Origin of the sequence: Paenibacillus monticola, assembly GCF_009664975.1 — a bacterium.
Lineage (GTDB): Bacteria > Bacillota > Bacilli > Paenibacillales > Paenibacillaceae > Paenibacillus_AQ > Paenibacillus_AQ monticola.
Genome location: NZ_WJXB01000006.1, coordinates 132,291 through 158,499, shown reverse-complemented (window position 1 = coordinate 158,499; position 26,209 = coordinate 132,291). Strand labels below are relative to the sequence as shown.

General features: G+C 44.5%; 22 protein-coding genes. All 22 read left to right on the top strand.

Annotation, left to right across the window (positions count from 1 at the left end; all coding sequences use genetic code 11):
- On the top strand, positions 1-2,658 hold the full coding sequence (locus tag GJB61_RS17565; protein WP_338115911.1) for an FtsK/SpoIIIE family DNA translocase: 2,658 nt from the start codon (positions 1-3) through the stop codon (positions 2,656-2,658).
- Positions 2,659-2,820: 162 nt separating this feature from the next.
- The gene (gene sleB, locus GJB61_RS17560) at positions 2,821-3,678 is read left to right on the top strand and encodes a spore cortex-lytic enzyme (RefSeq protein ID WP_154120223.1); all 858 of its coding nucleotides are present in this window, start codon (positions 2,821-2,823) and stop codon (positions 3,676-3,678) included.
- Positions 3,679-3,838: 160 nt separating this feature from the next.
- Positions 3,839-5,080, top strand: coding sequence for an EF-P 5-aminopentanol modification-associated protein YfmF (gene yfmF / locus GJB61_RS17555; protein WP_195724378.1), 1,242 nt, complete (start codon positions 3,839-3,841; stop codon positions 5,078-5,080).
- Positions 5,081-5,082: 2 nt separating this feature from the next.
- On the top strand, positions 5,083-6,363 hold the full coding sequence (gene yfmH / locus GJB61_RS17550; RefSeq protein WP_154120219.1) for an EF-P 5-aminopentanol modification-associated protein YfmH: 1,281 nt from the start codon (positions 5,083-5,085) through the stop codon (positions 6,361-6,363).
- A gap of 9 nt (positions 6,364-6,372) precedes the next feature.
- Positions 6,373-7,131 (top strand): elongation factor P 5-aminopentanone reductase, encoded by a 759-nt coding sequence (gene ymfI / locus GJB61_RS17545; RefSeq protein ID WP_154120391.1) that lies wholly within the window; start codon positions 6,373-6,375, stop codon positions 7,129-7,131.
- 137 nt (positions 7,132-7,268) lie between these two features.
- Positions 7,269-7,532, top strand: a complete 264-nt coding sequence (locus GJB61_RS17540; protein WP_154120217.1) for a DUF3243 domain-containing protein — start codon at positions 7,269-7,271, stop codon at positions 7,530-7,532.
- 176 nt (positions 7,533-7,708) lie between these two features.
- Positions 7,709-8,476, top strand: a complete 768-nt coding sequence (locus GJB61_RS17535; RefSeq protein ID WP_239716248.1) for a DUF3388 domain-containing protein — start codon at positions 7,709-7,711, stop codon at positions 8,474-8,476.
- Positions 8,477-8,580: 104 nt separating this feature from the next.
- Positions 8,581-9,525 carry a RodZ domain-containing protein gene (locus GJB61_RS17530; protein WP_154120216.1) on the top strand — a complete coding sequence of 315 codons (945 nt, stop codon included), beginning with the start codon at positions 8,581-8,583 and terminating at the stop codon, positions 9,523-9,525.
- An 84-nt stretch (positions 9,526-9,609) separates the two neighbouring features.
- A complete protein-coding gene (locus tag GJB61_RS31240) occupies positions 9,610-9,771 on the top strand; it encodes a hypothetical protein (RefSeq protein ID WP_195724374.1) in 162 nt (53 codons plus the stop codon).
- Positions 9,772-10,007: 236 nt separating this feature from the next.
- On the top strand, positions 10,008-10,499 hold the full coding sequence (locus GJB61_RS17525) for a YajQ family cyclic di-GMP-binding protein (RefSeq protein ID WP_154120214.1): 492 nt from the start codon (positions 10,008-10,010) through the stop codon (positions 10,497-10,499).
- A 142-nt stretch (positions 10,500-10,641) separates the two neighbouring features.
- Positions 10,642-11,229 (top strand): CDP-diacylglycerol--glycerol-3-phosphate 3-phosphatidyltransferase, encoded by a 588-nt coding sequence (pgsA, locus tag GJB61_RS17520; RefSeq protein ID WP_338115910.1) that lies wholly within the window; start codon positions 10,642-10,644, stop codon positions 11,227-11,229.
- 209 nt (positions 11,230-11,438) lie between these two features.
- Entirely contained in the window at positions 11,439-12,728 is a 1,290-nt protein-coding gene (locus GJB61_RS17515; protein ID WP_154120209.1) for a competence/damage-inducible protein A, read from the top strand.
- Positions 12,729-12,969: 241 nt separating this feature from the next.
- Complete coding sequence (gene recA / locus GJB61_RS17510) at positions 12,970-14,034, top strand: recombinase RecA (protein WP_154120208.1); 1,065 nt, start codon at positions 12,970-12,972, stop codon at positions 14,032-14,034.
- Positions 14,035-14,166: 132 nt separating this feature from the next.
- Positions 14,167-14,901: a regulatory protein RecX gene (locus tag GJB61_RS17505; protein WP_154120206.1), complete on the top strand. Its 735-nt coding sequence runs from the start codon at positions 14,167-14,169 to the stop codon at positions 14,899-14,901.
- A 306-nt stretch (positions 14,902-15,207) separates the two neighbouring features.
- Entirely contained in the window at positions 15,208-16,749 is a 1,542-nt protein-coding gene (rny, locus tag GJB61_RS17500) for a ribonuclease Y (RefSeq protein WP_154120204.1), read from the top strand.
- A gap of 196 nt (positions 16,750-16,945) precedes the next feature.
- The gene (locus tag GJB61_RS17495) at positions 16,946-17,740 is read left to right on the top strand and encodes a TIGR00282 family metallophosphoesterase (RefSeq protein WP_338115920.1); all 795 of its coding nucleotides are present in this window, start codon (positions 16,946-16,948) and stop codon (positions 17,738-17,740) included.
- Positions 17,741-17,943: 203 nt separating this feature from the next.
- A complete protein-coding gene (locus GJB61_RS17490) occupies positions 17,944-18,204 on the top strand; it encodes a stage V sporulation protein S (RefSeq protein ID WP_154120202.1) in 261 nt (86 codons plus the stop codon).
- A gap of 144 nt (positions 18,205-18,348) precedes the next feature.
- Positions 18,349-19,317, top strand: a complete 969-nt coding sequence (locus GJB61_RS17485) for a dipeptidase (RefSeq protein WP_267490820.1) — start codon at positions 18,349-18,351, stop codon at positions 19,315-19,317.
- 139 nt (positions 19,318-19,456) lie between these two features.
- On the top strand, positions 19,457-20,029 hold the full coding sequence (gene pduL / locus GJB61_RS17480) for a phosphate propanoyltransferase (RefSeq protein ID WP_154120199.1): 573 nt from the start codon (positions 19,457-19,459) through the stop codon (positions 20,027-20,029).
- A gap of 228 nt (positions 20,030-20,257) precedes the next feature.
- A complete protein-coding gene (locus tag GJB61_RS17475) occupies positions 20,258-23,221 on the top strand; it encodes a sensor domain-containing protein (RefSeq protein ID WP_154120197.1) in 2,964 nt (987 codons plus the stop codon).
- Positions 23,222-23,419: 198 nt separating this feature from the next.
- A complete protein-coding gene (locus tag GJB61_RS17470) occupies positions 23,420-24,730 on the top strand; it encodes a DEAD/DEAH box helicase (protein ID WP_154120195.1) in 1,311 nt (436 codons plus the stop codon).
- A gap of 168 nt (positions 24,731-24,898) precedes the next feature.
- Positions 24,899-26,143 (top strand): hypothetical protein, encoded by a 1,245-nt coding sequence (locus GJB61_RS17465; RefSeq protein WP_154120193.1) that lies wholly within the window; start codon positions 24,899-24,901, stop codon positions 26,141-26,143.
- The last annotated feature ends 66 nt before the right edge of the window (positions 26,144-26,209 follow it).

The window sequence follows — 26,209 nt, the reverse complement described above, 5'->3', positions numbered from 1 at the left end:
GTGGCTAAGCGAAAAAAGAAAAAGAAAAAAGCGCTGCTGGGCAGTGTTTTAAAATATGAAATATACGGAATTATGTTGATCACAATCTCTGTCATTGCGTTGTCCGGTGAGGCAGCTGTTGGACGCTCATTGTCAAGCATGGCGGGTTATTTGTTGGGTAGATTTTATTTTGTGCTGCCGTTGGCCGGTATTTTTTATGGACTGATGGTCATGATACACCGGAGGTGGCCATCTAAGTGGAACAGCCGTCATACAGGCGTGCTGCTGTTGGTGCTGTCGATGTGCCTGATGAGCACGATCTCTGCGATGGAACAGAAACTGGGTCCTTTATCCATGTTACATCCGGGCAATGTGCTGGCACAAATACATAATGATCTTGCGGGATCACTTTCACCTAGTTCCAACGACAATAGCAGTGTTTATATGTTGGGTAAGGACATCAGCGGAGGATACATTGGCGGGCTGGAATATGCTGCTCTATTATGGCTGTTTGGAAGTCTTGGAGCCAAGCTGCTCATGATCGTCATGCTGGCTATAAGTTTCATGCTCGTAACTAATTTGTCCTATGTGGAACTGTTTGGGTTGCTGCGGGTCCGTGCTGTGAAGCTTGTAGAAGGCATCCGTCTTAAGGCGGCAAACCGTCCTCAGGCGGTTCCGGTGACAACACGAGTTGTGAAATCCAATAAGGTTTCTGCTGCGCAGCAGGCTATGCAAAATGATGATGATGACGACGAAGATGAACAATCTTTGCCTAACCGCAAGCAGCCGTTCTTGTTCCAAAAGCTTGCCGGGTGGATTTCCGGTACTCCACGAACGGTGGGACATCCTGATGATGATCAAGATGAAGAGTTTCAAGAACCCATCCTAAGAAGTGCGCAATCGGGACCTATTATCTCGGGTATGGCCTCAGGTAGCGGGCCTTCTTCTCATGGTCAACTGGATAATGATCTTGACGATGAGGATAGTGAGCCTGATACCCCGATCATTCGCGATTTCTTTGAGCATATTCGTTCCGAAGGGCTGAATGCAGCAGACCGCGAGGAGTGGAGTGAGTTCTCACCAGCTGCCCGTAGTGCCGGTCCTAAGGTAGTTATTAGCGGAAGGGATAGAGCGTCAAGTACGGCGGATGCGCTGGATAATCCAGACGAGGGCGATGTGACTCTAGACTTGGCCGGGTTATTAGTTACAACGGCTGATGGAGATATTATTCCTGTGCCGCCACTTCCACCTCCGCCAAAGCCCTATAAACTTCCATCTTTTCGTCTTTTGGCCAAGCCTGCGGGAATCAAGGCCGGAGACCAGAATGATTATATGCAGACGGCCCGTAAGCTCGAAGCAACGTTGGAGAGTTTTGGAGTAAGAGCAAAGGTACTTGAAGTAGTAAGAGGACCTGCGGTTACCCGCTACGAGATTCAACCGGATATTGGTGTAAAGGTTAGCCGGATTGTTAATCTCACCGATGATATTGCACTTGCGCTTGCAGCCAAGGATATCCGGATGGAAGCGCCTATCCCGGGCAAGTCGGCCATAGGGATTGAGGTGCCGAATGCTGAGGTGTCCATTGTGACTATGCGTGAAGTCATGGAGACGCAGATCTTTCAGGAGGCTGAATCGAAATTAACGATTGCTTTTGGGCGGGATATTTCCGGGCAGACTATTATCGGCAATCTGGCCAAGATGCCCCATTTGCTGGTTGCTGGAGCGACTGGATCAGGAAAGTCCGTCTGCATCAACGGTATTATTACTAGCATTTTGTATAAAGCGAAGCCTAATGAGGTCAAATTCCTGATGGTTGATCCCAAGATGGTGGAACTCAATATTTATAACGGGATTCCGCATCTATTGGCACCGGTTGTCACCGATCCGAAGCGGGCCAGTCTTGCCCTGAAGAAGATTGTTGTGGAAATGGAGAAGCGATATGATCTCTTCTCCAAATCGGGAACGCGGAATTTGGAAGGCTACAATAAACTGATGAAGGATAATCCGGCCGCCGTGTTGCCTTATATCGTTGTTGTAGTGGATGAGCTTGCAGACCTAATGATGGTTGCAGCCAATGATGTGGAGGATGCGATTTGCCGACTTGCCCAGATGGCACGGGCAGCAGGTATACATTTAATTATTGCTACTCAACGACCTTCGGTAGATGTTATTACGGGTCTTATTAAGGCGAATATACCTTCCCGTATTGCGTTTGGTGTATCCTCTAATGTGGATTCACGTACGATTCTGGATATGCCTGGTGCGGAGAAGCTGCTTGGACGCGGGGATATGCTTTTCCTGCCTATGGGAGCCTCCAAACCGGTTCGGGTACAAGGTGCTTTTATGAGCGACCAAGAGGTTGAGGACATCGTTCAATATGTCAGCAGTCAAGGTGAAGCCAACTATGATGAATCCATTGTTCCGGAAATTGATGATACCACAGCAGACGATCAGGAGCCACAGGATGAATTGTATGAACAGGCAGTACAAATTGTATTAGAAGCGAAGCAGGCATCCGTATCCTTGCTTCAGCGGCGCATGCGCGTCGGGTACACCCGTGCCGCACGCCTAGTTGACTCTATGGAGGCGCGGGGGGTTATCGGGCCTTACGAAGGCAGCAAGCCACGTGAGGTGCTGATCTCTCTTGAACAGTATCATCATAATAAGATCAGTTCGTAGCTCAACAACATCAAACAGCCAGTCTCCATAACTCGGAGGCTGGCTGTTCTTCTTGATGGAACACTGCCTTCTTAAACTGCCATGCATAGGAAAAGCTGACTGTCGTCATAATAACTTTAGCCATCCATGCAGAACTCACAAGAGAAAGGTAGAGCGAACCCTATGAAGAAACAAAAGATGTGGATACTTGCCGCATTAACCCTTGCCTTGGCCGCCGCTCCATTTGCAGGAAGACTTGTTCTGGAACCTCGTGTTGTTCACACGAATCAAAGCAACGATGAACCTCTAGTACCGGAGACTATTGTCATTGAGCATGAGGCTATACCCGCCTTCAGCACAACAGCAGTTAAATATGGAGCAACCGGACAGGACGTCTATGAACTGCAGGGGCGTCTGAAATATCTCGGTTATTATGAGGGGAAAATAGACAGCCAATTCGGAGCCAAAACCAAAAATTCAGTAACCTGGTTTCAATGGAAATTTGGGTTGAAGGCAGATGGTGTTGTGGGTGCCAAAACAAAGCTGAAGCTGTATAACGCAAGCAAAAGTTGGAGGCCGACTGAACCCTCTGCTTCAAATAAGACCGCTAATAATAGCAGCGCTAACAAAAACACCACGAAGAAGTCGAATACCGCTGAGCTAACATCAGGCAATACCATGGGCTTAACTGATAACGATCTCAAAATTATGGCTAATGCTGTTTATGGAGAATCCAGAGGAGAGCCCTTTGAAGGTCAGGTTGCAGTAGCTGCAGTGATACTTAATCGTGTGAAATCACCGAGTTTTCCCAATACGCCATCGGGAGTTATCTTCCAACCAGGAGCTTTTACTGCTGTAGCTGATGGGCAGATTTATTTGGAGCCGAATGAACAGGCTCGAAAGGCGGTGCAGCAGGCACTGAATGGGTGGGATCCATCGGGCGGATGCCTTTATTACTTTAACCCTGAGACAGCTACCTCCAAATGGATTTGGGGTCGTCCGCAGGTAAAGACGATTGGTGAGCATATTTTCTGTATGTAGAAGTGTGGAGCAACCGGTTATGGACTTCCGGTTGCTTCCTTACTTTGGAATGGTTTAGAATGGATAATACTTCATAAACTATTTGTAAAGCATCTATCCACGCCGTAAAGGAGTTTTGGACTTGACTAATAATGGGTTTCATCATGGCAATGCCGCAGGCATGCGCATTCATGTATTGCCGACAAAGGCTTTCAAGACTTTCGCCATCTCACTTTATGCCGGTGTTCCGCTTGATGAGGACACAGTTACTCCAACAGCGCTGGTTCCTTTTGTGCTTCGCCGGGGTACGGCTACCTATCCGGAGACAACCCAGTTCCGTGAACGTCTGGAAGAGCTGTACGGGGCAGGCTTCGGTTTTGATGTATACAAAAGAGGCGATTACCAGATCGTTCAATTTCGGATGGATACGATTAATGATTCCTTTGTACAAAGCAAGGAGAGCCTGCTTGCTGAATCGTTTGCTTTTCTAGGGGATGTATTAACGCAACCTTTGCTGGAGGATGGAAGCTTCCGCCCGTCTTACGTGGCAACCGAACGTGAAACGGTACGTAAAAAACTCGAAGCTATCGTAAACGATAAGGCCCGTTATGCAGCTGAACGCTGTATTGAGGAAATGTGCCGCTTTGAACCCTACCGTCTGCATCCGCTCGGTCAAAGAGCCGATCTTGAGGGGATTACACCGGAGAATCTATACCAGTCTTACAAATCCTGGCTCGATGGAGCGATTCTTGATCTCTATGTAGTTGGTGATACTACACCCGAGGAAGTGGAGAAGCTAGTCAAACGTCACTTCGGCGGTGATAAGTCGGATACAGGAGCATACTCTTCTAAATTTACGCCTGTTGCTGTAAATGAGGTCCGGACGATCGAAGAGAAGCTGGATGTCAATCAAGGCAAGCTGAATATGGGACTGCGAACCTCTATTACCTACAAAGATGATACATATGCGACTGCGCTTATGTACAACGGAATATTCGGAGGATACCCACACTCAAAGCTGTTCGTCAATGTACGTGAGAAGGAAAGCTTGGCTTATTATGCCTCTTCCCGCTATGACGGCCACAAGGGAATTGGAACAATCCAATCGGGTATCGAAGCTAAAAATTACGGCAAAGCAGTTGATATCATACGCAAGCAGCTTGATGAGATGAAGGCTGGAAATATCAGCGATTTAGAGCTAAGCCAGACTAAAGCGATGATCCGCAATCTGCTCTCCGAAATTCAGGATTCCGCTTTTGAAATGATTTCCTTCGATTTTAATCGCCAGATATCCGGGAAAGATCGTTCAACGCTGGAGCTGATTGAGCAGGTGGAAGCAATAGGAGCTGAAGAAGTGAAGGCTGCTGCTGATACTTTTCAGCTCGATACGATTTATTTCCTGACAGGGCAGAAGGAGGAATAGCGATGGAAAAGATTCATTACGAGAGACTTCAAGAAACACTCTATCACGAGGTTATGGATAATGGTCTTCAGGTATATGTGCTTCCAAAGCCGGACTTCCTGAAAACCTATGCTACTTTTGCAACAAAATTTGGTTCGGTTGACAATCACTTTCGTGTTGCTGATGGAGAAGAGACTCAGGTCCCTGACGGGATAGCTCATTTTCTGGAACACAAAATGTTTGAGGAACCCGAAGGTGATATTTTCGCAACCTTTGCTTCAAATGGAGCTTCTGCGAATGCTTTTACAAGCTTTGATCAGACTGTATATTTGTTCTCAGCCACCGAGAATATTGAGACGAACCTCAGCACCCTTGTAGACTTTGTCCAGAACCCTTATTTCACGGATGAGAATGTGGAGAAGGAAAAAGGCATTATTGGACAGGAAATCAATATGTATGCGGACAATCCAGACTGGCGTGTATACTTCGGCTTGATTGAAGCGATGTATGCCAAGCATCCGGTTCATATTGATATTGCCGGTACGATAGAGTCAATAGATACGATTACAAAGGAGACGCTGTATACGTGTTACCACTCCTTTTATCATCCCAGCAATATGCTGTTATTCGTTGTAGGCGGCGTGGAACCAGAGAAGGTATTCTCGCTCATTCGCGCTAATCAGGGTAAGAAATCATACCAGAAGCAGGGCGAAATCAAACGTATTTTTGAAGAAGAGCCTAAAGAAGTCGCTAAGAAACGTTTGGAGAGCAAACTTGCGGTTTCGATGCCTAAAATCATGTTTGGGTTTAAGGAAAAAGAAGAAGGACTTACGGGTGAAGCTGCGGTACGTCGTGATCTTACGACCAAGCTGATGCTGGATCTGCTGCTTGGAAGCAGCACGGCGTTGTATCAGAACTTATATGATGCCGATCTGATCTCCGACAGCTTTGGACATGAGTTTAACAGCTCTCCACAATATGCTTTTTCAGCGATTGGAGGGGATACTAAGGACCCGGATTTACTCCTTCAGCGAATTAAGGAAGAAGTGAATCTACTGCTGGAGTCAGGCTTCGCGGAGAAGGATTTTGAGCGTGCTCGCAAAAAGAAAATCGGCGGCTACTTGCGCATGTTGAATTCACCGGAAAGTATTGCCCACGAATTCACGCGTTACCAGTTCCGTGGTGGTGATCTGTTCGAAGTGTTGCCGGTTTATGAATCCATTACACTTGATGAGGTTAATAAGCGCCTGCAGGATCATGTGGATTGGGAGCAGCTCGCAGTTTCGCTGGTGGTGAGTCCTTAGGTGGCTATTATGGGAGAGAACAGCAAGCCTATAGGGGAAATGACAGTGTTAGTTACTGGAGGCAGTGGAGGAATCGGTGGAGCTATTGCTGAGCGCTTTGCTTCTGTAGGTATGAATATTGTCATTCATTACATGAATTCGCACGAAGCAGCAAATGATGTAGCCCGGCGGTGTATGGCCCTTGGCGCAAAGGTGATGACAGTGACTGCGGATATGAAAGACCGCAGTCAGCTTTTGCGTATGGCCGAAAGACTCGAAAGTAGCGGAATGCAGCCTGATATTCTTGTAAATAATGCTGGCAAATCGCATTACGGGATGCTAGCCGATGTGACTGAAGAAGAATGGGATGATATTATGGCTGTCAACCTGAAAGGGACCTTTCTGTGCAGCCAGATTTTCATGCCCTATATGGTTTCCCAGCGGTATGGACGAATTGTGAACGTCTCGTCGGTGTGGGGAATTTCCGGTGCCTCCTGCGAAGTAGCCTATTCGGCTAGTAAGGGGGGAGTCAACGCTTTTACCAAAGCATTGGCCAAAGAGCTTGCGCCATCCGGTGTGACAGTGAATGCAGTAGCGCCAGGAGCTGTTAATACGGCCATGCTGGCCAATCTTCAAGAGGATGAGATGCGTATGCTGGAGGAAGAGATTCCTGCAGGACGCCTGGCTTCTCCCCATGAAATATCTTCGCTTGTTTATTTTCTGGCCCTGCCCGAATCGGGTTATATCACGGGGCAGATTATTAGTCCTAATGGTGGCTGGATAACCTGATGCTTTAAGCTGGAGAAATGCTCCAGTATAAGAACTCCGGACCTGAGACATATTATAACTGTTGATTTTAAATCTCACGTAAGGCGGCTGGTACTTGTATTCGAGTGGCAGACCGTAAACATGAAGGAGGATTTAAGATGTCAACAGAAAATACCGTAATCAAGAATTTTGATACCTGGAAAAAATTTCTGGGTGAACGGGTCGTACAGGCGGAGAAAATTGGGATGAGCGAAGAGACGATCACTAAGCTGGCTTTTGAAATCGGGGAATTCCTCGACAATAAGGTCGATCCAGCGAACTCTTCGAACCGCGCGATCAAAGAACTATGGGATGTTGGCGATGACGGAGATAAGAAGACCATTGCCAAACTCATGGTCAAGCTGGCGAAGAATAACGCATAAGCTTGCGGAACAAGCTCCCCTCGCGGGAGCTTTTCTGCAATTTTACAGACTGACCTTGCCTTTCAATTTTTTTTTATATATCATTAACAAGACCCTTGTTTCAGATCGCTTTGTTGAATCAGAGCTTTTTTTACGTCTGGCAAAGTATAGGGAAAAGGAATCTATGAGGTGTACAGGTGGAGTATAAACAATGGTATATGGAATATAAGATACATAAGAACAGACCGGGTCTGCTCGGGGATATCGCTTCTATGCTGGGAATGCTTGAGGTTAACATTCTGACGATTAATGGAGTTGAAGGCAAAACTCGCGGAATGCTGCTGGAAACGAATGACGATGAGAAAATCATGCTGATGGGCGAAATGCTCAAGAAGGTAGATAATATTACGGTTACAGCTCTGCGTACTCCAAGACTTGTGGACAAGCTGGCTGTCCGGCATGGACGCTATATAGACAGGGATTCTGATGACCGTAAGACCTTCCGCTTCACACGCGATGAGCTAGGTCTACTGGTAGATTTCCTCGGTGAGCTTTTTAAAAGAGAGGGCAACCAGGTTATCGGTCTGCGGGGGATGCCACGTGTTGGTAAAACGGAATCCATTATCGCAGGAAGTGTCTGCTCGATGAAGCGTTGGACGTTTGTATCCTCAACACTTTTGCGGCAGACTGTCCGCAGTCAGCTTGCTGAAGATGAGCTAAACCCGAACAATGTTTTCATTATTGATGGTATAGTAAGTACAATACGTTCCAATGAGAAGCATTACAACTTGCTGCAGAAGGTTATGAGTATGCCTAGCACAAAGGTTATTGAGCACCCAGATATTTTTGTGCGTGAGTCTGATTACACGTTCGATGATTTTGATATCATTATTGAGCTGCGCAATAATCCCACAGAAGAAATACTGTATGAATCTTTCACAGCAAGCTATAGCGATGATCTATAACCTAAATCAAGATGAGCTAACAAAACTGAGCGAATGCTTACGAAGTGTTTTGTACGAAGTTGTACATCGAAGAGTATGCTAACAAAACTTTAGGAGGTGATGGTATGTCGGAACTGGGCCGGCATTTGAAAGAAGCTCGTCTGCAAAAAGGGATGAGCCTTGATGATGTCCAGGAAGTAACAAAAATTCGCAAAAAATATTTGGAAGCCATCGAGGCGGAGGATTATAAGGTGCTCCCCGGTAGTTTTTATGTACGGGCGTTTATCAAAACCTACGCGGAGGCAGTGGGTGTTAATCCCGATGAACTGTTAGAGGAACATGGTAACGTACCTGTACCTCCTGTGGATTCGACTATGGAAACGGTGATTCAAAAGCGCAGCCGCAGGCCGGAAACGGAGCGGAATGCGAAGTGGCTGCCTACACTGTTAATGTGGACTTTCCCTATATTAATAATTGTAGTGATTTATATGTATGCCTCACAGCTTAATAAATCAGATTCCAATCAGATCGATCCGGTCAAACTGACAGATACAGAGCAGGACCCACAGACCGCTCAAACCTCCCCGCCAGCGGCTGGTGGGGGTGTAGTGGCGCCTTCAGCCTCATCAGGAACAGATGTTGGCGGTGCTACTGCGCAAACGACTACAGAGCCAACAGCAACCCCGTCTCCTTCCCCGCAGGCAGTTACAGTAACGGAGGATGGAAAATCGGGAAAAACAACGATATTCAAGGTCTCTGCTCCCCCAGGCAGTGCTGTGCAAGTAGAGATTGCTGCCACTGGAGTTAGCTGGCTTGAAGTCTATAATGGCGAGAACTCCAAGGGTGAGAAGCTTTCTTTTGGCAATACTGCTGCAGGAGATACCATGAGCTTTACTCTAGGAAGTGCAGGGATGTATATTAAATCAGGTTATTCACCTGCTACAACGGTTACGATTAATGGTCAAGCCATTACCGATGGGAAAACCTCTTCACGGTTTCTTGTTAAGCTTGATGAGGGAACAGCCAGCAGTACACCTGATGCCGGACTGGATAGCGAAACAAGTCAATAAAGGATAGACACGTATAGACTTTGGCTTTCTGGGGAACCTAAGAATGACTTACAGTTCTTACGCTAAAGTGAGGTGTATTCTCTCATGACCGTCAGCTGGATCGTAGCAGGATTAGGTGTTATCGTCAGTCTCCTCGGGTATTACCTGACACCGGGCGCCTGGGGCTATGGAATTCTTGGTTTTGGACTGGCGCATATCTATCTTGGAATTCTGGATATGTTCCGGAATCCTGCCCGCAGTAGATAGCAGCCGGAGTATTGAACGTCTCCTAGGGAAGAGGGAATCTCTTGGAGGCGTGTTTTATGTGGTTAAGCCTGTATATCTGCCTCAGTAGATGAGCAGGTGCTAGCTTCAGCGTAAAAGCTCCACTTTGGTGGGGCTGTTTTCTATGCTAGGTTGCTTTTCTCTTTCCATAATTAGACTTGAGAGACCCTTTCTCATATAATAGTAGCAGAATAAACGCAAGCAAAGGACGTGGAGTAATGAGTTCGGAATGTTCATTTGACATCTTATCTAAGATGGATATGCAGGAACTGACCAATGCAATCCATCAGACCGAAAAGGAAATCGATAACCGGTTTGACTTTAAGAACAGCAAGAGCAGCCTCAAGCTGGAGAAGGATGCGCTAATTATCGCCTCTGAGGATGAATTTAAACTAAACGCCGTCATTGATATTTTACAAACCAAGATGGTTAAGAGAGGAATTACGCTCAAGAATCTAGATTTTGGCACAATAGAACCTGCCTCTTTAGGAAGTGTCCGCCAGCGTTTGGGTCTCAAGCAAGGTATTGATCAAGAGAATGCCAAGAAGATCAACATCCTGATTCGCGATTCCAAGCTGAAGGTAAAGAGTCAAATTCAGGGCGATCAAATCCGCGTTACTGGAAAAAGCCGTGATGATATGCAGGAGATCATGCAACTTCTGCGAAAAGCTGATTTGCCGTTGGATTTGCAGTTTAACAATTTCAAGTAAGGTCTCGTACCCCGCAGTGCTTGCCAGCACCTACTTTTGCGGGGTGCTTTCTGTTTTTTTGACACTCTTTTGTGGCTATAATATACTTGCTTATGAAATGTGAAATTACGGTTTTGTATGAATGATCAGGGGAGGAACTTCAGTGAATTTGCCCAACCGCATCACGCTTGCTCGCATTTGTCTTATTCCAATTATGATGTTTTTTTTGCTGGTGAATTTTAGCTTTTATCCAGAGCCAATACATTGGGGCTCATTCCAGCTTTCCATTAACCATCTGATAGCGGCTGTAATATTCTTGCTTGCTGCCAGCACGGACGGGATAGATGGTTACATCGCTAGGAAATATAATATGGTCACTAATCTGGGCAAACTGCTCGACCCGCTTGCGGACAAGCTGTTGGTATCCGCAGTATTGATTTCTTTAGTGGAGCTGGGTAGATGTGATTCATGGATTGTGATTGTGATTATCAGCCGGGAGTTTGCCGTAACTGGACTTCGCCAGGTAGCGCTGCTTGAAGGAAAGGTAGTAGCCGCCAGTAAATGGGGGAAAGTAAAGACAGTTGTCCAAATTGTCGCGATTTCTCTGCTGTTGCTTAATAACTTTCCATTTCAGTTCATTAGCATTCCTGTAGATGATATTGCTATTTGGGCCGCAGCAATCATCACTATTTATTCTGGTATTGATTATTTCGTGAAGAACAAGGATTTGCTTCAACTTCACAATGCATAGGCTGGAGAAGTGTGTAAGGCAATAGGTATAGCACCTATTGCTTTTTTTTCAAAATATAAGAATTTATATGTTTCACACAATACCTTATCCTTATATTTCTCGAAGAAGCGGGTACCCTCCATAAAAGGACGGTGAAGCCGTTTCATGTTGAATATTAGAATATGCAAAAGCAAACCATCAACTCTACAACTAGGAGGCGAAAGCCAGCTATGAAGGCAGAAATTATTGCAGTCGGTACAGAACTTCTACTCGGCCAGATCGTTAATAGCAATGCTCAATTTTTATCGGTAGAGCTTGCCGCATTAGGAATTGATGTGTATTTTCAAACCGTGGTTGGTGACAATAGTAGCCGACTTCAGGAGGCCATCAAGATCGCACAAAGCCGTGCAGATGTTATTCTATTCACTGGCGGAATCGGTCCAACTGAGGACGATCTTACTAAAGATGCTTTAGCTGCTGCGCTGGGTAGAACGGTTCATATTGATCAGCTGGCGATGGATCATGTGCAGCGTTTTTTTGATGAGCGGAAGATTGTAATGACAGAGAATAACCGCAAGCAGGCCTTAATTATTGAAGGTACTACACCGCTTCCTAACGAGATCGGTCTTGCTGTTGGTATAGCTTTTGCACAAGACAATAAATATTACATCGTACTTCCTGGTCCGCCGCGGGAAATGAAGCCGATGTTTACAGATCAGGCCAAACCGTGGCTGCAGCAACATGCCTTGACTGATGAAATGCCGATTTACTCCAAAATGCTTAAATTCGCTGGTATTGGAGAATCGCTGCTGGAGGATAAGCTGATTGATCTTATTCACAGCCAGACTGATCCTACAATTGCACCTTACGCCAAAGAAGGCGAGGTCACAGTCCGTATTTCGACAAAGGCTCCTTCCGAGCGAGAAGCAATGAAGAAGCTGGAGGTTATGGAACAGAAAATCAAGGAAATCCTTCCTGAGCATATGTATGCGAATATAGACGTACCGTTGGAACAACTAATTGTGGACTGGATGGCAGACGCAGGATTGACCCTAAGCGCAGCGGAGAGCTGCACAGGGGGGCTGCTGATGGAAAGCATCACAAATGTACCTGGTAGCGCTACAATGTTTGCAGGAGGCATCGTCTGCTATTCTAATGACATGAAGAAAAAGCTGTTGAACGTGCCAAGTGCTTTACTCGAAGGTAAAGATGCTCCCGGAGCTGTCAGCCGTGAAGTGGCTGAGGTGCTGGCAGATCAGGTGAGAATGATCGCGGATACCGACTTTGGATTATCCGTTACGGGTGTAGCCGGACCGGGGTATTCCGAACGCAAACCCGTTGGCTTGGTATTTGTCGGCTTAGCTGAGCGGGGCCGGAAGACAGAGGTGTACGAGCTTAATCTTAAAGGTACTCGCGAGAATATACGGCTACGCACTGTTAAGGCTTTGCTTTACCGTCTCTGGCGCAGGTTGGAGGAACGTAAAGTTGAAACCCCGCTAGAGGGAACGGTCTTGCAATGACATTCAGTTTAGGTATATAATTGACCCATACGGAAGAACCGTGGCACTGAGCTTTCTTTGCCGCGGTTTTTTGTTTTTTATGGTTCTTTGTTATTTGGGTTAGCTTCCTGTGATTAACTTACAATAAAAGGGATAATTAACCTAGGGATCAAAAAAAACGAATGTATGTTCGAAAAAAAGCTTGGCAAGACTTCCAAAACACGCTATTATATTACTATAAACAGTGAAGGAAGTGGTCTGATTGTCAGATCGTAGTGCAGCGTTGGAGATAGCGCTTCGTCAAATAGAAAAACAATTTGGTAAAGGTTCGATTATGAAACTGGGAGAGTCCACTCATATGCAAGTGGAAGTTGTACCTAGTGGATCTTTGGCACTTGATATTGCGTTAGGTATTGGCGGACTTCCCAAGGGACGGATTATTGAAGTGTATGGACCAGAATCTTCTGGTAAGACAACCGTTGCTCTTCATGCTATTGCAGAAGTACAACGGTATGGAGGACAAGCTGCATTTATCGATGCTGAGCATGCGCTTGACCCTAAATATGCCAAGGCTTTGGGTGTAAACATTGATGAGCTTCTCCTGTCTCAGCCAGATACGGGTGAGCAGGCGCTTGAAATTGCTGAAGCACTCGTTCGCAGTGGAGCTGTAGATATTATTGTCATCGACTCCGTAGCGGCATTGGTGCCTAAGGCTGAGATTGAAGGCGATATGGGTGATTCTCATATGGGTTTACAGGCTCGCTTAATGTCTCAGGCATTGCGTAAGCTAAATGGTGTAATCAGTAAATCGAATACGATTGCAATTTTCATTAATCAGCTCCGTGAGAAAATTGGAGTGATGTTCGGTAATCCTGAGACCACTCCAGGTGGCCGGGCCCTGAAATTCTACTCTTCGGTGCGTTTGGATGTACGTCGTGTAGAGAGTATTAAGATGGGTAACGATGTCGTGGGTAACCGTACAAAGATCAAAGTCGTGAAGAACAAGGTAGCGCCTCCGTTTAAGCAGGCGGATGTAGATATCATGTACGGTGAAGGGATTTCCAAAGAAGGAAGTCTGGTAGACATTGGAATTGACTTGGATATCGTTAACAAGAGTGGCGCATGGTATTCCTACGAGGGCGAACGTTTAGGCCAAGGACGGGAAAATGCCAAGCAGTTTCTGAAAGAACATCAGGAAATGGCGCTTGAAATTGAGAATAAGATTCGTGAGGCAAGCAATTTATCAACTCTTGTTGCTGCGCCGAAGGCAGCGGAGATTGAAGCAGAACAAAAAGAAGAAGCAAATCTCTTGCTTGAAATTGAATAATAGTACTCGTTGAACGTGGAATATAATAACATTTGTGGTACGAGCGCCCTGTGAAAGACTGTAGCAGGGTGCTTTTTCCTAATGGTGAACTATGAAGAATAAGGATACACAGCTATGAGGTGACAAGCAGCCATGGTAATTCAATTGAATCCTGAACCAGAAGAGCAAGAAGAGCAGGTACTGGCCCATTTTCCTGAAAATGAGCTTCTAGAAATTACACGAGTAGAACTGCAGAAAAAGTCGAAACATCGTTATATCATTCATTTCGGGGCCTATAACATGACTGTTCATGAAGATGTCATGATTAAATATCGAATGATAAATGGGAATACTTTTATTAAAGCTGACCTAGAGGAAATTATTGTGGCGGACGAGCGCCAACGAGCCTATGTTGAAGGACTGCGTTATCTGGAACGTAAGGCGCGTACAGCGCTGGAGATGACTCGCCGTTTACGGGAGAAGGAAATAGGGGAGACTATTATCGCGGAAGTGCTGCAGCGTTTGCAGCAGGAACGTCTGATAGATGATTCTTTATATGCCAAGCAATGGGCAGAACAGCGCATTATGAACCAGCGCAAGGGTAAGATGCGGATTCGCCAGGAGTTGCGAGAGAAGGGCATCGACAAATCTTTGATCTCTGAAGTGTTGGAGAATATTAGTCCCGAACAGGAACTGGAGATCGCACTTGAGACAGGACGGAAGAAATGGAACCTGATTCGCGATGATGCTGCTGGCAAACGAAATAAGACGGGAGCCTTCTTAATGCGGCGGGGATTTACAGGTGAAATGGTACGCCAAGTTCTGAATACTTTGCTTCAGGAAGAGGATTTTGAGGGTGAAGAAAAGGAAATATACTACAATGACTGATTCTCTTGACTTTAATGAGTATATCGTCTCTCTTGACAATGTCTTTTTATAAATAATAAAATATAACATGAATCGGCATAAAGTAAGAATCCTTTTTCCTTCCCAAAAAGGTAACTCTTACTCGCGATTCGCGTACAACTCATATGAAATGTAAACGCCGGATAAGGCGGGCAGTGTGCATGTAATCATGTGCAGTAATGGCAATCGGTGAATTTACCGGTTTTTTGTATGGTGATGGAACGGATAGTTTAACAACTGCACAATTCCCAAGGTAACTCTTGGAGGAATCAACGAGGAGGTGAACAGATGCCAATTATCATCTGGATCATTATCGTTCTCGTTGTAGCTGCCTTATTCTTTGGGTTCGGTTATTTTATTCGTAAATCCATTGCAGAAGCTAAAATTTCAAGCGCAGAGAAAGAAGCCCTCGTCATCGTGGAGAACGCGAAGAAAGAGGCGGAAGCGCTGAAGAAGGAAACGGTATTGGAAGCTAAGGACGAAATCCACAGAATCCGTACCGAAGCTGAGAAAGAAACTCGTGAACGTCGGAATGAAATCCAACGACAAGAGAGACGTTTGCTGCAAAAGGAAGAATCGCTGGATAAAAAAATGGAATCGCTTGAACGAAAAGAAGAACAAGTAGCGAACAAAGAGAAACGAATTGATGAAACCCAACAGCAAATTGATGTCATTTACAAAAATCAAGTCACGGAATTGGAGCGTATCTCCAATTTGAGCATCGAAGACGCAAGAAGTATCATTCTTAGTAATGTAGAGCAAGAAGTTCGCCATGAAACTGCACAAATGATTAAGGAAATTGAACAGCAAGCAAAAGAGGAAGCGGATAAGAAAGCCCGTGAAATCATTACACTCGCTATTCAACGTTGCGCAGCTGATCATGTAGCGGAAACAACGGTTTCGGTGGTTACGTTGCCGAATGAAGAGATGAAGGGCCGGATTATTGGTCGTGAAGGTCGGAATATTCGCGCATTGGAAACTCTCACTGGTATTGACCTCATTATTGATGATACGCCGGAAGCCGTTATTTTGTCAGGATTTGATCCAATTCGCCGCGAAGTGGCTCGTACAGCACTTGAGAAGCTTGTGGCTGATGGACGTATCCATCCAGCTCGAATTGAAGAAATGGTTGAGAAATCCCGTAAAGAAGTCGATGAACGGATTCGGGAATACGGTGAGCAGGCTACCTTTGAGGTAGGTGTTCATGGATTGCATCCGGATCTGATCAAAATTCTGGGCCGTCTGAAATTCCGTACAAGCTACGGTCAAAATGTATTGAAGCACTCTATGGAGGTTGCTTATTTGACTGGACTGATGGCCGGTGAGCTAGGGGAAGACATCGTGCTTGCAAAACGTGCCGGACTGCTCCATGATATCGGCAAAGCGCTTGATCATGAAGTAGAAGGTTCGCATGTCGAGATCGGTGCTGAACTTGCGAAGAAATACAAAGAGCATCCAGTTGTGCTTAACAGTATCGCATCCCATCATGGAGACTGCGAAGCTACCTCGGTTATTGCCATGCTGGTTGGTGCAGCTGATGCTTTATCAGCCGCAAGACCTGGTGCACGCCGTGAAACGCTGGAAACGTATATCAAGCGTCTGGAAAAGCTGGAGGAAATCTCCGAGTCCTTCGAAGGCGTCGAGAAATCCTACGCCATTCAGGCGGGCCGCGAGGTTCGCGTAATGGTACAGCCTGAGAAGATAGACGATGCTGAAGCATTCCGTCTGGCCCGCGATATTACGAAGATGATTGAGAGTGAACTGGATTATCCAGGACATATCAAGGTTACCGTTATCCGCGAGACACGGGCTGTAGAATACGCTAAATAAGCAAACAAGCAGAAACGGTGCCGTGCCCTAATCAGGATTGCATCCGTTTCTACGGGAAATATAAGGATAAAGTTTAAGTGAAACTTATACTTTCTTATATTTAAAGAAAATTGGCCCCTAAGCGGGGGCCTTTTTTCTTTAAATATAGAAGACTCAGCATGAAATACAAAGTGGTTCAGTTTAGGAGGAGAAAATCATAAACGTATTATTTATTGGGGATATCGTAGGCAACACAGGAAGAAAGGCACTGCGCGAGATGCTGCCTTCCCTCAAAACCAAATACCAGCCGCACATCATAATTGTCAATGGGGAGAACTCTGCTGCCGGCAGAGGCATTACTGCCTCCATTGCCAATGAATTTTTCAATTGGGGAGTTCATGGCATCACCTTGGGCAATCACACTTGGGACAACAAGGACATCTTTGAATTCATCGATGATGAGCCACGTATTATCCGTCCCGCTAATTTCCCGCCAGGAACACCAGGCCGAGGGTATACTGTCGTTAAAGCCAATGGCAAGGAACTGGCGATTGTCAATTTGCAGGGCCGAACTTTTTTACCGCCTATCGATTGTCCTTTCCGTGTAGGTGAAGAAATTGTTGATGAGTTGCGCAAGGAGCATAAGTGTATTCTTGTTGATTTCCATGCGGAGGCCACTTCGGAGAAAATAGCGATGGGTTACTTTATGGATGGACAGGTGTCGATCGTGGTAGGGACTCATACTCATGTGCAGAGCAATGATGATGTAATTTTGCCAGGCGGAACTGCTTTTTTGACCGATGCCGGCATGGTTGGTTCTAGAGAAGGGATTCTCGGCATGGAAAAAGACGCTGTCTTGTATAAGTTCACAACACAGCTTCCGGCACGATTTGTTGTGGACGAAGGCAAGTGGCAGCTTAACGGTTTATTTGTAGAGTTGGATGAGGATACCGGTGCGGCAAAACGTCTAGAGAAGATCCGCCTGCGTGAAGATGAGTGGGTCATGAGCTAGTTCAATTGTTGTAAGGTTAGCAGGTAAGTCGGGAAAAATGATGGATTTAGGCGAAGTGTGATATTTTTTATAGCAGAAAAGAGTATCTTTTGTACCATTTTCTCCAAAGGGGTCCGCAAAAAGAAGGAATTATTTCTTCTCTCGCGAATAACATCTACTGTAGTGGAAGAACACCAACATTTTTCCCAGGGGAGGTACTTACTATGGATGTATTAAAAGTATCAGCTAAATCCAATCCAAATTCCGTCGCCGGTGCATTAGCAGGTGTTCTTCGTGAACGTGGAACGGCCGAGCTACAGGCTATTGGAGCAGGAGCACTGAATCAAGCAGTTAAAGCTGTCGCTATCGCCCGGGGATTCGTCGCACCAAGCGGCGTCGACTTGATTTGTATTCCAGCCTTTACAGATATTAAGATTGATGGAGAAGATCGGACGGCGATTAAGCTGATTGTCGAGCCCAGATAATAGATTAGCAGTATGGATAGAAGCCTGTTTGCTTTTGTAGACAGGTTTTTTTCTTTTGTATTTATAGCTGCTGAAGTTGTTGCATAGAGTTTAGAGTAAGGGTTACTCGGTACATAGACGAGCGTAGGAAAGAGAGGGATTCTCTTGAATAGAGCCGATAAGCTGAAGGTGGCAGATTTTCACTGTGATGTACTGAGCAAGATGCAGGCACTTCCGGATATTCTTTTCGAAGACGATCATCGTCTTGATGTCACTGCTGAGCGCCTGCTGGCGGGTGGGGTAGGGCTGCAATGCTTTGCAATCTATCTGTCTGCCGCCAGAGGAAGACCTAGCTTTGAGAGTGTTCTGGGACAAATCGTTTTGTTTCGGGATAAGATAGCAGGCTCAGGGGGCCTGCAGTGGCTGCGCTGGAGGGAAGAACTAGAGAATCAGATAAGTATGCCCCCTAGCTGGGGAATGCTCTCTTTGGAGGGCGTGGACGGTCTGGAGGGCAATCTGTTCTATGCTGAGCTATGCTTCGAGCTTGGGGTACGTTTCCTCGGGGTAACGTGGAACTATGCCAACTGGGCCGCAGATGGGGTCTTGGAGAAGCGGAATGGTGGATTCACGGAAAAAGGGCGGGAACTGGTAGAGTGGTGCAATCATAGTGGAATGCTGCTGGATGTGTCGCATCTGTCACCAGCAGGCTTCTGGGAGCTAAAGGAGCTTAGTAAACGTCCCTTTATCGCCTCCCACTCCAATGCAGCTGCAATCTGCAAGCACCCGCGTAATTTGAGCGATGAGCAGATTAAAGCGTTGATTGCTATGGACGGTCGCATAGGCCTGACCTTTTTTCCGAGCTTTGTATGTGACGAAGGTACGGCGAAGGCTGAGGATTTACTGAAGCACATTGATCATGTCTGCAGTCTTGGTGGTGATAAGCAGCTGATGTTTGGCTCCGATTTTGACGGGATCGATTCCTGGTTGGAGAATCTGGAGCATCCGGGAAAATATCCGGAGTTTGCAGAGCTATTGCTTGCGCATTATCCGGAAGATTCGGTGAAAGGTTGGTTATCTGGAAATGCTGTGTCCTATTTGAAGCTACATTTGCCGTCTAAAGCCTCTAAACCGTGACAATCCTGTTCCGAAATCACAAAATGTCGAAAAAAGGGACCTGAAAGTGAGGAGCTTCCTTTTTATTTTTGCTGAATAAGATGTATAATGTTCAATGGCTTGTACAGATACTAGAGAAAATACAAGGAGTGACTTTACAATGAGCAAGACTGTACCCGTAGGTGTGTCGGCCCGACATATTCACCTAACGCAGGAGCATGTGGAAGCGTTGTTTGGCCCAGGCTATCAATTGACTGAGTTCAAACCCCTCTCCCAACCCGGACAATTTGCAGCCAATGAACAAGTAGCAGTAATCGGCACCAAGAGTAAATTCGACAAAGTAAGAATTCTTGGACCCGTGCGTCCAGCATCCCAACTGGAAATTTCGCGCACTGACTCTTTCAGCCTCGGCGTGAAAGCACCTGTACGCGAATCCGGTAATATCGAAGGCACACCAGGTATTACTCTTAAAGGTCCTGCTGGCGAAGTAGTACTGGAAACAGGCGTTATTATTGCAGCACGTCACATTCACTTTCATACTTCCGAAGCTGAAGCTTGGGGCATTGCTGATAAGCAATTGCTGAAAGTTCGTCTTGGTGGAGATCGTGGACTCGTACTGGAGAACGTACTGGCGCGTGTATCCGACAACTTTGCACTCGACATGCATATCGACACCGACGAAGCTAACGCTGCAGGTGCCAACAATGGCGATACTGCTGAAATTGTAGACTAGTCTTTTTTATTCATAACGAATGAGAGCGGGGGAGAAATCCTCCGCTCTTTTTGCATTTATTGATGTTTCTGGAAGCCCTTTGAATTGCTTACAAAGAGATAATATAACTTTATATTTTAACTAAAGTGAGTATTTTCACCTGAAAAGGGTTATTAGTTAAGTATGAGGAATATTCGTTGTTATCCTCCTTTAGCTTTTTAAAGTGCGAAATTAGGAGTGGTGATACCAATGGAAATGGAACTGGCGCGGAAATTTAAAATAACATTAGATGAGATTTTGTCGATCACGGACAACATCGAATTAATTGATGTGCTGCGTAGAAAAGATAAAAGTTCAGAGCTGGCTCAAAAGGTAGCAAACGTAGGGTATTGGGAGTATGACCAATTGCTAGACAAAGTCACATGGTCCAAACAAATGTTTATTATTTTTGCGATCGATGATCAATTAGCCCTGGATTCAAAATCTATTTCTAATTGTATCCATCCGGATGACCGAGACCGGGTTCATGACATGTTTATCATAGCGTCGAAGGCTAAGGCTCCCTATACCATTGAATATCGCATCATCCGGCCAAGTGGGGAAGAACGACATGTTATCGAGATTACCGAATTTTACCCAAAGGGAGTCATAGGTACGATTCAAGATATCTCGGAAAATAGAAATTTGAAGCTGCAATTAATAGAAGAAGGCCAATATTACAAAGCGCTGTTTGAAAATAATGTGGACGCAGTCTATTCTATGGACCTGGAAGGTAACTTCTTATCCTGTAATTCAGCACTAGAGGATCTGTTTGGATATTCTAAGGAAGAAATACTAGAAATAAATTTAAAGAATTTTGTGGAACCGGCATCTTTGGGAACCATCCAAACCTACTTTAAGGAAGCAATTAAATCACTCTTACCCCAAAATTATGAGATAGCAGGTATTCATAAGAATGGGGAAGTTATTGAGTTTATACTTACAAATATTCCTATCATTATCAATGATGAACTGGTAGGAATTTATGGAATCGCTAAAAATATATCAGAGAAAAAAGGGATGGAGCGAGATCTCCAGGAAGCGGAAGCAAAATATAGAGGGATTGTCGAGCAATCTATAGTAGGCGTATTTATTGCCCAGAAGGGGTTGTTTGTATATACAAATCCGCAATTCAATACCATGTTAGGTTATAACTCTTTAATAGGCGTAAATGTATTGGTGACGGTACACATTGAAGATAGAGAACTCTTTTCAAGCAAGATCCTGAATTTAAGCGAAGGACAATTTAACCAGAGTATAAGCCATAGGGCTGTGAAAAGAGACGGAACCGTCTTAATATGTGAGGTTCATTTCACAAAGATACTTCATAACGGTGAATTAGCAACGGTTGCTACTGTCTTGGATATTACAGAACGGCGTCATACAGAAGAGCAAAATCAATATTTGGCATATCACGATTACTTGACAGATCTTCCTAATCGCCGTTTGTTTGAAGATCAGTTGGAGATTGAATTGCGGATGGCTCAAGTCTACAACAAGAAACTGGCAGTTATATTAATTGATCTGGATCGCTTTAAATCAGTGAATGACGCTCTAGGCCATTCCATTGGAGATACTTTGCTACAGCAGTTTGCCAAAAAACTGCAGAACTGCTTAGGTGAGGATCAAATTGTGTATCGTCTTAGTGGTGATGAATTTGGTATTGTTCTATCTGATGTGGATAATCATCGTGACCCCATGTCCCTTGCAGATAAAATCATGCAAATAAACGGCGAGGTTTATATAATTGAAGGTTATGAATTAAAAATTACGGTCAGTATTGGCATAAGTATGTTCCCTGAAGATGGCATCAATATGGATATTTTACTCAAAAGTGCAGATACAGCGCTCTTCTTTGCGAAGTCCGAAGGCAGGGATCAGGCCCAATATTATTACTCGGCATTAAATATTCAGTCCTTTAAGATCTTTACGATGAGAAATGATCTTCGCAAAGCTCTTGAGAATAAAGAATTTTTCCTGCAATATATGCCACGTGTAGACGCTCAGACCAAGCAAATCCTGGGGGTAGAAGCTTTAATCAGGTGGAACCATCCGGATTGGGGTCTTGTTTCACCGAGTGAGTTCATTCCGCTTGCTGAAGAAACCGGACTTATTGTACCCATCGGTGAATGGGTCTTACGTGAAGCTTGTGAACAGAATAGGCGCTGGCAGGATATGGGGCTTCCGCCTATTGTAGTCTCGGTTAATTTCTCTGTACAACAGTTATTCAAGCAAAATATATTACAGATCATCGATGGAATTATTCATGAGTCAGGACTAGCTCCAGATTGCTTGGAGATTGAAATCACGGAAAGCTCTTTTATTAGTCACGAAAAAGAAGTGACTCAGTTGCTGCTGGAGTTAAGGAAGCGGAGAATTAAAGTTTCGCTGGATGATTTTGGGACAGGCTATTCATCCTTATATATGCTTAAACGTTTGGCGCTGGATACGATTAAGATAGATAAATCATTCGTTGAGGAAATTCTGACCAATGATGTGAATAGAAGTATTATTGAATGTATCTTGAATTTAGCCAAAGCGCTAAAAATGAATGTGGTTGCCGAAGGTGTAGAAACGGTTGAACAATATGATTTCTTGAAGGCGCAACATTGTGATGAAATTCAAGGTTTTTATTTTAGCCGTCCTATTGGACCCACAGAGCTTGCAAATCTATTGAAAAATAAGTATATATTTAGTCCGACCGTGCCCATTAAACAACAGGAATTAATATTAAACCGTAGAAAAAACTTTAGAGTTCATATGGATGATCCGTTAGTTGCCGGAATGACGATTGATATGTTTAAGGGTAGGAAGGTTGATCTGGGCACTACGGATGTATACGTTACTAGCATTGGCCCGGAGGGACTGAAGTTTCTGATGGGCTTTAAATTACCGATGAATGATGAGATTACGTTGATATTTGAAACGGAAATATTAAATCAGACTTATGAGCTACAAGGAAATATTACGTGGAGCAATGAAATTGAAGGTGGCGAAGTTTACGAATACGGTGTGCAATTTCAAATAGAGGAAAATGAGCAATCCGCATTAGCTCAAAATTTAAATCTGCTAGCTATCAAAATCCTTGAAGGAGTTCCAGCCCATACCCAAATATTTGTCGGAAATCCGATAAATAGAATTAAGGAGAAGGCGAAGAAAATAAAGAATTATTAACACATAGGCTATTAATATACGTTCAAATATAAGAATTTATAGGTTTCACACGAGAAGTAGATGAATATCTGCTTCTTTTTTCTGATATAATGTGCTATAATTATATGTTGCGACGCGCTTTGTGGAAACGCTGATAGCCAAAGATAGATAAGTTACTTGATTTACAAAAATATATGTACATGAAATTAGGGAGAAAAAATGACATTTAACGAATTAAATATTATGCCTGCCATTCTAAAAGCACTAAGCAAAGAAAACTATACAGAGCCAACACCTATACAGGAACAGGCGATTCCAGCAGTGTTAGCCGGCCGAGATTTACTGGGCTGTGCACAGACAGGAACCGGGAAGACCGCCGCTTTTGCGGTACCTATTATCCAACTGCTAACTGAACAAAAGACTACTCCTAACTCAGGACGCAAGATTCGTTCATTAATATTAACACCGACTAGAGAACTGGCACTGCAGATTTCGGACAACATCAAAGCCTATAGCCAATACACCGATATTCGTTGTACAGCAATCGTAGGTGGTGTTTCTCAAAAAGCTCAGGAACGGGCGCTAGCTCAAGGTGCGGATATTCTTATCGCAACTCCAGGCCGACTCATTGATTTAATGAACCAGAAGCGGGTTGATTTGCAATTCGTGAAGATATTGGTGCTTGATGAGGCTGACAGAATGTTGGACATGGGCTTTATCCATGACGTGAAGAAGATTATTGCCAAAATGCCTGTCAAAAAACAAACGCTATTCTTCTCGGCGACCATGCCTCCAGAAATAGATAAAATGGTCAAGTCTCTATTAGTTAATCCAGTAAAAGTAGAAATTACTCCGGTATCCTCTACTGTAGATAGAATTGAACAATCTATTTATTTATTGGAAATGGGAAATAAGCAAAACCAATTAAATCGTCTTTTGGAGGATAAAGCCATTGTTTCGGCACTGGTGTTTACTCGTACCAAACGTGGGGCTGACCGTGTTACGCGTGATCTGGCGAAAATTAACGTTTCCGCCCAGGCCATTCATGGCAACAAATCACAAAATGATCGGCAGAATGCATTGAGGAATTTCAAGAGTGGGGCAACACGTGTGTTGGTGGCGACGGATATCGCGGCAAGAGGGATTGATATTGATGAGCTTTCGCATGTAATCAACTTTAATCTCCCTAACATTCCAGAAACGTACGTTCACCGAATTGGCCGTACGGGCAGAGCCGGACTGAGCGGAACCGCGATTTCCTTTTGCGAAATTGATGAACTTCCATTTCTGAAGGATATTGAGAAATTGATCGGAAAGACAATCCCAGAAGTAAAAGATCATGCCTATCCGATGCCCAAATCGGCGCGTACGTTCAAGACCTCGTCGAAGCCTGCGGCAGCCAAGCCTGCCAAACCTAAAGCAAACCCGCCGCTCAAGCCTAAATCCGAGTGGTTTAAAAAGGGAAGTAATACAAGTGGTAGACCCAGCAGCAAACCTAGCAGTAAAACAAGCAGTAAGACCAGTAGATAATGGTCGTGTATATTCTTGAATAAGTCTGAAGAACCGTCAGTGAAACTCTACTGATGGTTCTTTTTTTATGCGCGAATGGAATCGTCTGTCTGAGTAGTACCGTATATATTGGGGCACTGGTGGACAAATTGGGTAATAGAACATAAAGACGGAAATGGGCGAAGACATATGAAGATTGCAAAAAAGAAAATAAATGTAGGTGTAGGGTTCGTAACCGGGCGCAAAAATTTCAAAAATGTAGTGAAGGCATATTTTGATGACTGGACGGAATCCAGACTGGTTGACAATAAAAAAAATGCACTCCACCTGTTTGTTGCCTATGATTTGAAGTATAAAGGTACAAAAGTGAGTGATTATAAAGTCACGGATGAAGAAATATTGGATATGGTCGATTCAGCTTATTATTTAGGGAATTCCTCCATCGCCACTGAAGCGCAATATTTAGTGGAAAAGAAAGTGATTACTTTAAAAGAAGCGAAATTGATCTTTGGCGAAGGGTATGCCATGAAAAGAAATGCTGTATTGTACTTTGCCATTAAGAATAAAATGGACTATCTCATCTTTCTGGATGATGACGAATACCCTATCGCCAATATTAAGATCAAGGACAGCCTGCTCTGGAAGGGCCAAGAGGTTATCTCCACGCACATCAATAATATTAAACATGCAGATATGACTCATGGACATCATTGTGGATACATATCGCCAATCCCTTATTTGGACTTCAACGACAAGTTATCTGAAGATGAATTCCGCATATTCATAGAGTCAATCAGCAATGATATTATTAACTGGGCTTCAGTAAAAAGCATTATGGATGATGGGGGAGTTACCTATGCGGATCTTGATACGATGAATAGTGAGATTACGGAAGTCGTGGAAGAGGTCAACGGTATGAAGTTTATATCGGGAGCTAATCTGGGTTTTAATCTGAAGACGATTGATAAAATATTCCCCTTCTACAACCCGCCGGGGGCTAGAGGTGAAGATACGTTCTTAAGCACCTGTATTGCTGAAGCTAATATTCGCAAGGTCCCTTGTTATACCTTCCATGATGGCTTTTCGAATTATGAGCATTTGCTGCTGGGTGTGCTGCCTAACCAATTGAAGGCGATGAAGGCTGATTCCAACGTCAATACGAAAAGATTCTTAAAAGCTACAATCGGTTGGATCCGGTACAAGCCACTTTTACTGTACATTACGCAAAGAGACAATTATGAAGCAGAAATTATGAAAATGAGAGAAAATCTTACGCTTGTACTTCCGAAAATTTGTGCTTACTTTGGAAACAATGAATTTAAAAATATATTAAATGAGCTTGAATTCTATCATGATCATGTGGAAGAGCATTATCAAGATTTCGAAAATACGAAGGAGGCTTGGGCCAAAGTAGTGAAGCATTTAAATAAATAGGCACGTCGAATAAAGGTTATTCTCTTGACAGTCGAACAGACTGGTTAAGGGGGTAGCCTTTTTTTT